Origin of the sequence: Flavobacterium sp. Leaf359 (genome assembly GCF_001423985.1) — a bacterium.
Lineage (GTDB): Bacteria > Bacteroidota > Bacteroidia > Flavobacteriales > Flavobacteriaceae > Flavobacterium > Flavobacterium lindanitolerans.
Window position 1 is genome coordinate 44682 of record NZ_LMPW01000014.1, and the last position, 2988, is coordinate 47669.

The following is a 2988-nucleotide window of genomic DNA, read 5'->3' on the forward strand; positions in this document are numbered from 1 at the left end:
GGAGAGTTTCTAGATAACTACAGTTGATAATTTTTTTCTACGTTAGAAAAACGATTGAAATGGATTCGTAAATTTATCTGTAAATTTCAAATACTATGTTGCCCGAACATATAAATTCTATCAAGTCTCTACTTGAACACTTTCCTACAGAAGAATCATGTATGGAATATCTAGAACATGTTCGATGGGGAGGAAATCCTATAAGTCCGTTTGATGAAAACAGCAAAGTCTATAGATGCAAAGGTGACTAGGCGAACATTACAGTAGCTGTATTTTTTGCCTGATTAAAAGTTGATTGAAAGAATGGTTTGAACATAAAAAAACCACAGATTACAGAACCTGCGGGTACATGTTTGGGTTACGGCACAGACCGCCCCCTTGCTTTTCCTGCGTTGTAACAAAAAATGCATAACAGTATGCATGCTTCGACAATTACAGGAATTTGATTGATTTGGATATTGATACTGAGGGTATCTTATCCATTTTTAATAAGTGATTGCATAATTACAAAATTTTAAATTTTACTTAAAATCTTGCGGCCGCAATTATTGCAAATGTATCAAACTATTCTTTCAAAAAAAAGCCTCTCAATTGAGAGATTTTTTCATTAGTAGTCCCGTCCGAATATTATTTTCTTCCGATCTTTTGTTTCTTTAATGTTGTAATCATCTATTTTTTTCAATAGTTGTTCGGGATATTGTATTTTCCCATAGAGGGCAATCCATATCTTTTCTTGAAGCTTTAGGAGATAGTCTTCAAGAATGCTTCCGGTCTTGTTCCATCCTGAATAGGTCCCATCCATGTTTTTGGTTCTTCTCAATTGCTGGAATTGGAATGATAGTCTATAAGGCTACTGTGTTCCAAGGATTTCAATAGTAAGTGATTTCTGGTAGGTATCACTTTCTTGATAGAAGTCTATATAGCCTTTAGATTCCCATCCCTTTTTATTTGATTATATTCGGTATTCCCAACAGCATAGATCACATCCCAAAGCTGGTCGTAAGGCACAGCATAGGAGTTTTTCGAGACGGTATTGCTTTTGAAGGCGTTTATCTCATACATGATTTCTTTTTTTGATTGCCCGACTGCAATCCCGGAAACCACAAATAGAATTCCGACAAATAATTTTGTTTTCATGAGTTTTTTTTGACTATTCCTGTCCCAGGAATATTTTTGGTGTTTAGACAAATCGAAAAGCGTGGGACAAATTCTATATCCAACGACCAAGGTACGGCACTATGCTTATTACATATAATAGGTTCAAATGGCTTTAGTTCTTTCGGTAAAGGTTTTTGCAAATTGAGCCTTAGCCATGCTTCATAGCCAATTCCCATAACACAGCTCGCTTTAGAATCAGGAAATCGGTCAAGGGCAAAATGATTAAGATTTATTACCAAAGCACATATTCTTTGGAATCCTGTCTTTATCTTTTCTATTGAAATTTGGTCGATGAAGTTCCATACCAGAAAATAAGTATTGTCATTTGGATAATCAGTTACATTTTGTGATGTATTATGCATGACAATATTTATTTATTGTTTTATATCCGCCTTAAATTTAAAATCTAAGATACTTGATTATGGAATATGTCTATAAATCCTTATTAAAAAAACTTGCTTTTTACATAGCAAGTTTTTTTAATAAGGATTAGATTATTTTTTCAAAGTATAAAAACAATAATCAATTAATGTTAATACTTGTGGAAAATCTATACAAAATCAAAAAGAAAAAATAAACTATAATTAAACTTTTTAAAACTTCCTAAAATTTCAATTCATAAAAAAAGCCACTATATAGTGGCTTTTTTTATGAATTATACAAAATTAATTTTTAACAATTTTCCCTGTATATATTTCATAGTTATTATTATTTAATACTTTAAAAAGATAGATACCTTTATCATATTTTTCTAAACTTATTTCACCCTTAATAGAGTCATTTCTTTCAATAATTTTGCCACCCATATCTATAATATATACTTTATAATCCATTTTAGGGTTAATACTTTCTATTCTAAAAGAATTGTTTGTTGGATTAGGATAAACATTAAAACCATGCTCTTTGTTATCTATATCTGACATTAAAGTCCCTGTCAAAATATAACTTTGCATAGGTATTGCAATTCCATTACTTTTAGGTTTTTCATCTGAAACTGACTCTATTCTTTTACATACACATTCTCCACGTGTATCATCGCAGCATGCATAATGTGTATCTCGACATGTCACACTACATTCCATAGTCAAAATACCGAAATTATCCCCTTTAGCTGAGCATTCTGAAGCGCCTTCGCCTCCTGAATGACACTTGGTATTATCCCCTAACATTACCAATTTGTCAAATCTGATGGCTTCTACATGTATTAAGTTAAAAATATTATTATCTGAACGATTACGTTCCAATACTATTCTTCCTTTCCTTCTAGAAAGACCATATCCGCCAAAACTTTTCTCAGATATATTGGTTCCATTTGGATTAAACTCATAACTTTCATTATTATTGGTAAAAAGAATTAATTTATTCCCATCAAATTTGTATTCTTTAATTCCTATTTTTACTATTCTTCGGATATTCAATTTTCTTAAATCATCTCCTTGGAAAATAATAACTTCTTCAAAAATATCTCCTTCTCCATTTAATAACAATGCCAAATCATTATTATGGATAAATACATAGTTTTCTCTTTGAGCAAATACTACAAAAGACATCATTACGGTCATAAATAAAAAAATTTTTTTCATTTCAATTGATTTTGGATTATATATTAATTTAAATGCTGTTTATCCTAAACTTCCTTTTTTACAAAAGGCTATTGTAGAAATAAAGCTAACTTTGATAAAATTACCCTTAAAACAATTAACACCCACTACACAAAAAGGTGGAATTTGCTTTCAAAAATAAATTCCACCCTTTTGTGTAGTATATTGACTGACAAACTATTAAAACTATTTTTCTATTTTTGTAAAAAGCCCATACAAAATTCTCTAC

At 30.6% G+C, this 2988-nt stretch carries 4 protein-coding genes; all 4 read right to left on the reverse strand.

Annotated elements, in window-relative coordinates:
• Positions 1-607: 607 nt before the first annotated feature.
• The 4 genes from ASG38_RS14620 to ASG38_RS14635 all read right to left on the reverse strand — a co-directional run bounded on the left by ASG38_RS14620 (position 608) and on the right by ASG38_RS14635 (position 2741).
• A complete protein-coding gene (locus ASG38_RS14620; RefSeq protein WP_056072660.1) occupies positions 608-802 on the reverse strand; it encodes a hypothetical protein in 195 nt (64 codons plus the stop codon).
• A gap of 113 nt (positions 803-915) precedes the next feature.
• A complete protein-coding gene (locus ASG38_RS14625; protein WP_056072662.1) occupies positions 916-1137 on the reverse strand; it encodes a hypothetical protein in 222 nt (73 codons plus the stop codon).
• Entirely contained in the window at positions 1134-1520 is a 387-nt protein-coding gene (locus ASG38_RS14630; protein WP_056072665.1) for a Dyp-type peroxidase domain-containing protein, read from the reverse strand. The genes ASG38_RS14625 and ASG38_RS14630 overlap by 4 nt, the downstream gene beginning before the upstream one ends.
• Positions 1521-1823: 303 nt before the next feature.
• Positions 1824-2741 carry a T9SS type A sorting domain-containing protein gene (locus tag ASG38_RS14635; protein WP_056072669.1) on the reverse strand — a complete coding sequence of 306 codons (918 nt, stop codon included), beginning with the start codon at positions 2739-2741 and terminating at the stop codon, positions 1824-1826.
• Positions 2742-2988: the final 247 nt, after the last annotated feature.